Origin of the sequence: Shewanella morhuae (assembly GCF_900156405.1) — a bacterium.
Classification (GTDB): Bacteria; Pseudomonadota; Gammaproteobacteria; order Enterobacterales; family Shewanellaceae; genus Shewanella; species Shewanella morhuae.
Genome location: NZ_FTNN01000028.1, coordinates 1 through 5898, shown reverse-complemented (window position 1 = coordinate 5898; position 5898 = coordinate 1). Strand labels below are relative to the sequence as shown.

Below are 5898 nucleotides of genomic sequence, written 5' to 3'. Positions count from 1 at the left end.
TTACGACGTCGATTTCTTCGTATTGTTGAAAATGTGGCGCGTGACTTAGGTGTTGTTCACAAGGGTAAGCAGGCTTATTGCAGTGATTATGCCCTTGTTCGCCATCGCCAACGTCAGTCTGATAATTTAGAAGTTTTGGAAAATACTATTGCCGTTGATGATGATGATCAATCAAATGCGTTTTCCTTGTCTGAACTTTCCCGTAAATCAATTTCTAATCCCGAAATCCGTCGGGCTGAAATATTTGTCAGGTTGAAAGGATTTGAGCAGATAGCACAGGAATTGGGGCATGTTGCTGTTTTTACCACGGTAACGTCACCGTCTCGTTTTCATGCCGTTTCTAATGGCGTGTTAAACCCTAAATTTATCGCTGCTGATAGACCTATTCCTGAGGATGCACATAGGCATTTGATGGGGGTTTGGTCGAATTTTCGCAAGTCTATGGATAAGGCAGGTATTAAATTTTATGGGATGCGCATTGTTGAGCCGCATCACGATGCTACGCCACATCATCACATGATTATTTTCGCATTACCTACTGATATTGAATTCATTGTTACTGAGTTACGTCGGTTCTCATTACTGGATTGTCCAGACGAGAAGGGCGCTCAGGAATACCGTTTTAAATCTGAGGATATTGACCCTAAAAGGGGTTCTGCTGTTGGTTATGTTGCTAAATACATTTCTAAATCTGTTGATGGTCAACACATTGATAAAGACCGCTCAACGTCACTCGATGGTGTTGATGCTGCTGAACGGATTGTTACGTGGTCGCGTGTCCAAGGCATTCGTCAATTTCAATTCTTTGGTGGCCCTAGTGTCACCGTCTGGCGCGAAATGCGTCGTTTACGTGAGCAAATAGCCGAGGGTGATGCCGTGTTTACACAATTAAATTCCGACGAGCATTACCTATTAGAAAGGGTGCGCCGTTCTGCTGACGAGGGCGACTGGGGGGCATTTTGTATGGCCATGGGTGGCATCTTTGTTCGTCGTGCTGACCAAACGGTTAAAACACATTATGCCGTCCCAGCGGTGTTTTCAAAGCTATTTGAATCGGGTGCGTTCTCTAAGACTCGCTTTGGTGATGCGGCTCATGCTCGTGTTAATGGCGTGATGTTTCAAGGCATTTTTAAGGCGACCCGCTTTAAGAGTTGGAAGTTGATTAACAAAGAAGAATATGTCAAAGCCCGTAACCAAGTCATGGACGGTGTTGTTGATATTTTCGATGTACTGGAATTAGAACGTGAATATCAGCGTATGGCCGAATCCGACTATGCCGAGTATGAGCGCCACATTCAGGAATATGAAGAACTGCAAGCGCTCTGGCTTGATGCCATAGCTAATGAAGATGCACCAACGAGCGAAGCGAGTGCTTTGGTGCTTCGGCATTAGCCTTGGACTCGTGTCAATAACTGTCCCCACATAATTATATAACTGAAAGGAAGTACAAAATGAAACTTGAAGGCTTAATTTTAGACCCGTCTGATATTCAGATTAAACCGAAGGTAAATTTCCAAACGGGTGAAACTACAAATGTTGGTTTGTTACGTTTGATTACGACATCACCAACTCAAACGGTTGATGTTCATGTTTCTGCTGATTTTGTAAAGGATGGTAAGACTCTTGATGTTTTAAAGAGTGCTGTCGGTACTCGTTGTCAGTTACACGTTGAATATAAAGAAATGAGCTTTGCGAATAGTGACGGTAAACATGTTTCTATTACTGGTTTCCATTTATTTGAAACTCCCGTTGTTCGTAAGGCGTAAGGATTAAACAAAATGACTCTGTGCGTTATACCAGATGATAATGGAACGCTGATTTATTCTAGTGTTGAACCTTGCGCGGGTTATCTATTAATTTCTGCTCAAGATTTAGATTCTCATCTGACTGCGTATGAAGTCTCTTTGTTTATTGTAGGTGCTGTGTCTCTCTATGGCATGGCTTTTATTTTTAAACTTGGTCGGCAGGTCATGGGTCTGCGATAAGGATGTTATATGTCTAAAGCTAAAAAATTGCTGTTAACGTTGGGGGTCGGTGTGGCTTCTGTTGTTTCAACTTCTGTAATGGCTGCTGCTGCTGCTGATATTCAGCCTGCTGTAGATCAAATGGTGACTGATGGCACTGTTGTTATTGGTGCTATTGGTCTTGGCATGATGACTTTGGCCGCGGCTACTGTGGTCTTTAAGTGGGGTAAGGCTCAATTCTTCTAACCACTATTACAATTTAGGCGGGGAGGTTTTCCCCGCTTTTGAGGTTTTATGCTGATTACCTTACAGGATATTATATGGTTAATCGTACTTTTGGTGACCTTGGATTGCATAAGGCGGGTTTTCTTCTAGCTTTATTTTCATTTCCGCTTTTTGCTTATTCGCCTCCTGCAACGCCTGATTTACCCCTCTTATTTGAGTTTACTGGTGCCAACGCTCAAGCTGAGTCTAGAACTTTCCATAAAACTAGATGCGATTCAAATGATTACTCGTGGTATGGGGTATCTTGGTTTTGTGCTGTAGGTGATCCAAGTAACTTAGTCTGTGTTGTTGAAATGGCCTATCACTCTACCGATGTTAATAATTGCCAATTTCACGTTCCAGAGGAACCGCCACAATTCCCTATCGGTACTGATTCATTTTCAGAGGGCACAGGAACCACTGGGAATATGGCTTCTCTTATAAAATCTATTTCTGAATCTCAATGGCGACAATTAGCCGATAATAATTCACTTACTCGCAATCTTATTTCATCTTCAAACCAGTCTAATAATTTATTGTTCAATATTTTAGGTGCAATGGGTGAAACAGGTGATAGGCAAATTGTTGATGCCATTAATACTTGGGGTGCTACTAATTGGAATGAAATGCGCAGCCAGTTTGAGCAGGATAATATTTTCAATCTTGAACAAGCCGCATCTTTTAAATCAGTAATTCAAGAGGAATTTGGTATTGTAGGAAGAAAATTAAATTATATGCATGACACTTTGTACAGTATTGAAAATAAAACTGGTACTGGTGGCGGTACTGGTGGTACTGGTGGCGGTACCGCTACTGATTTAAGTCCTTTGTTTCCATATTTAGGTGAAATCAGGTCTAACACTGGTATGATTAACAATTCTTTGGGTACACTTTATTCTATTAATGGCTCAATGAACGGGATAAATAATGTTATTAATAACAGTTCTGCATCTGAGCAACTTTTGTTAAAAGCCATTAATGATTCTATTAAATCTCTGACTTCAACACCTTCCGATTCTGTTTCTGATTCTGTTTCTTCTACTGGCTGCGCTTCTTTTCAATGTTCATCTGATTCGCCTTCTTGTTTTATTGCCAAAAAAGAATGGGAACGTTCTTGTGCATCGTCTCAATCTGAAACTGATGGTAATGGGTTGGTGGATTCATTGGTTTCGAGTGTCAAGGAATATAATGAATCTCCCGATTCTGACATTCAAAACATTGATGCAGGAACTATTAATACTGATGCATTATTAAATAAATATACAAATGCAAATGGGTTTAATGCAGGTGGTCAGCAAACCTGTCCAGCGCCTTTGCCTTTGGATATAGGTATTGCTGTTTTGCATCTTGATTTGTCGCCAATGTGTGATTTGGCTGCGGTGATTAGTTGGTTTGTTATCGCCACGGCTATGCTTTCTTCTGGTCTAGCTATTGCTAAATATTCATAGGTGCTCATATGCCATATTTTTTGATGTTCCTTGCGTCTGTATTTCCATTTCTAGCTAATTTTGTTGCTGCAACTGCTGGTCGTGTAGCTGTTGCTATTGGTTTTGGTACAGTGACATTTATGGGGGTTGGTTTGATTTTTGATAAGATATTGGACAAGTTAAACGCTTCTACATCTGGGCTTCCGCCGCTTGTTGCTACGTTTATTCATCTGTGCGGCATTGATACTGCTATCAATATAATGATGTCTACAGGCTTTGCATTGCTTGTCTTAAAAGGAGCTAGTCGGGCAGGTAATTCGCGTCAAATGGTATGGCGCAAGCCGGGTGATAAATCTGATGTTGATTGGGGTGCCTAATGATTGTCTTACGAACTGGCAAGCCAGGTGCGAGTAAAACGCTGAATTCATTTTCTGATTTAGTTACTCAGAATGATGCTACTCGTCCAATTTATTATCATAACGTCCGTTTGGTTATGCTGGACTATGATGTTGCATCTTCTTTCAGTGGTTGGTTTTATGGTTCTTACTTGCCCAAACTCAGTAATAAGGGGCTTTTGAAGCGTGTGCAGCGGATTCTTAAGCGTGTGCATGCTGATGACGAGTTTCTTTCTCTGGAGCACGCCCCTTGGCTTCAAAGCTATTTTGAAGCAGCTTCACCGCTTGAGACTTGGCTTGCGTGGGTTAGAAGGCTGTATTCAAAAAAACAGCTTGAATCTATGGAGGAATTTATTTTTAACATGCCAGCGGAGCAATTAACTTTTGAAAGTTTGAAGCAGTTTAACTTGCATTTTACTTACTTTGATAATGCTCGTGATTGGTTCAAATTACCTAAAACTTCTATTATTTTTATTGATGAATGTCAGCAGTTTTTCCCGCCTCGTGCTTTGGGTGCCAAGGTTCCTGAGCATGTCTCTGAGTTTGAAACTCACAGGCATAAAGGGTTTGACGTGCATCTTGTTACGCAAGATAGGATGCTGTTAGATAACCATGTTCGTAAGCTCGCGAATAAACATATTCACTATCACAATCCATTCGGAGGTGAGAGGGTATCTCGTTATGAAAATTCAAAGAGTTTTGACCCTGACAATTATTTCGATACTCAAACATGTCAAAAGTCTTTAATTAAGCGACCATCGTTGTTTTATGGTTCTTATTTTAGTTCTGAAATGCATACCCATAAATTTAAAATGCCAAAGATTTTTATTGTAGGTATTTTATTATTACTTTTACTAATTCTTATTGCTTATTTGTTCTTTACTTCTGGAATTATGAATCCTTCTAAGGTTGTCGATTCTGTTGGTGTTAATGTTGATGCTAAGGTTGATACGAAGAAAGATGATATTTCTAGGGTCGCTAAAATCAATAATTTAAACAAAAATGATTCACCTATGTTTCAGGCTTATATTGCTAAGTTAACTGATGGGGTGTTTATTACTGGTTCGCTTTATAAGCGTGATACTTATGGTGTTGCATCGTTTGATTATTCTTTTTCTAAAAAAGACACTGCCGAACTTTTCGACCCTTCGGCTGTAGGTTTTGCAGTCAATGCTATTTCTCCTTGTCTTGTTCGTCTTTCTTTTGATAATTACACGACTTTTATTACCTGTGACCCTTTTAGTAAATCTTTATCTGTTACTGATTCCTCCGAACCTTCAGCCCCTACGTAATCAAGTCCATTAGTGGGGTGGGAGGCAAGCGCAAGCGCCCACCTCACTATATTTGATTTTATTGCATTGAACTTACTAATTTATTAGGTATTTCTATGAGTTATTTTGATATTGCTGCTGTTGTTTTTATTTTTATTGTTTTTCTTATTTTAGGGTTTGCTTTAGGTGTTATTTATTCAAATGAAATTTATTTTGATTTTCTAAATTCATATTGTGTCATCTTTCCGCTAGATTCCGTTTCTAACGCTGAGTCACTGGTGACACCATGAGTAGAAATTCAAAATATGAACTTAAACAACGTTCTCAAGGCTTAAAAAAAATTAACGCTATGGGTTCCTGTTGATTCCGAGGTTGAATTTAAATCTATGGCTGATTTTCTTTGTCATAATCGTGATCATGTTCCTTTTATGGCTCGGTCTGTCATTACTGGAAAAATGAAGAAAGCAGTTTGAACATTCACAAACTATCTTCCATACGCCTGACTAATTAACTAAATGCCGATACATGTACTTATCGGCACTCTGGTTAACTTAAAAAAAAGGATGCGCACAATGTA

At 39.6% G+C, this 5898-nt stretch carries 7 protein-coding genes; all 7 read left to right on the top strand.

Annotation, left to right across the window (positions count from 1 at the left end; genetic code table 11):
* Positions 1 to 1392: replication endonuclease (locus tag BW947_RS18345; protein ID WP_083948275.1), on the top strand; the 1392-nt coding region annotated here is incomplete at its 5' end.
* Between the two features lie 59 nt (positions 1393 to 1451).
* Positions 1452 to 1766 carry a chemotaxis protein gene (locus tag BW947_RS18340; RefSeq protein WP_076502309.1) on the top strand — a complete coding sequence of 105 codons (315 nt, stop codon included), beginning with the start codon at positions 1452 to 1454 and terminating at the stop codon, positions 1764 to 1766.
* Positions 1767 to 1778: 12 nt separating this feature from the next.
* Complete coding sequence (locus BW947_RS18335) at positions 1779 to 1985, top strand: hypothetical protein (RefSeq protein ID WP_076502307.1); 207 nt, start codon at positions 1779 to 1781, stop codon at positions 1983 to 1985.
* A 9-nt stretch (positions 1986 to 1994) separates the two neighbouring features.
* Positions 1995 to 2210: a hypothetical protein gene (locus tag BW947_RS18330; protein ID WP_076502306.1), complete on the top strand. Its 216-nt coding sequence runs from the start codon at positions 1995 to 1997 to the stop codon at positions 2208 to 2210.
* 74 nt (positions 2211 to 2284) lie between these two features.
* Positions 2285 to 3676 (top strand): virulence factor TspB C-terminal domain-related protein, encoded by a 1392-nt coding sequence (locus BW947_RS18325; RefSeq protein ID WP_076502304.1) that lies wholly within the window; start codon positions 2285 to 2287, stop codon positions 3674 to 3676.
* A gap of 8 nt (positions 3677 to 3684) precedes the next feature.
* Positions 3685 to 4032, top strand: coding sequence for a DUF2523 family protein (locus BW947_RS18320; protein WP_076502303.1), 348 nt, complete (start codon positions 3685 to 3687; stop codon positions 4030 to 4032).
* Entirely contained in the window at positions 4032 to 5342 is a 1311-nt protein-coding gene (locus BW947_RS18315; protein WP_076502301.1) for a zonular occludens toxin domain-containing protein, read from the top strand. The genes BW947_RS18320 and BW947_RS18315 overlap by 1 nt, the downstream gene beginning before the upstream one ends.
* The last annotated feature ends 556 nt before the right edge of the window (positions 5343 to 5898 follow it).

Excerpts from the sequence above, each read along its gene's own strand:
- BW947_RS18340 (WP_076502309.1), top strand. The coding sequence starts at position 1,452 with ATGAAACTTGAAGGCTTAATTTTAGACCCGTCTGATATTCAGATTAAA.
- BW947_RS18335 (WP_076502307.1), top strand. The coding sequence starts at position 1,779 with ATGACTCTGTGCGTTATACCAGATGATAATGGAACGCTGATTTATTCT.
- BW947_RS18330 (WP_076502306.1), top strand. The coding sequence starts at position 1,995 with ATGTCTAAAGCTAAAAAATTGCTGTTAACGTTGGGGGTCGGTGTGGCT.
- BW947_RS18325 (WP_076502304.1), top strand. The coding sequence starts at position 2,285 with ATGGTTAATCGTACTTTTGGTGACCTTGGATTGCATAAGGCGGGTTTT.
- BW947_RS18320 (WP_076502303.1), top strand. The coding sequence starts at position 3,685 with ATGCCATATTTTTTGATGTTCCTTGCGTCTGTATTTCCATTTCTAGCT.
- BW947_RS18315 (WP_076502301.1), top strand. The coding sequence starts at position 4,032 with ATGATTGTCTTACGAACTGGCAAGCCAGGTGCGAGTAAAACGCTGAAT.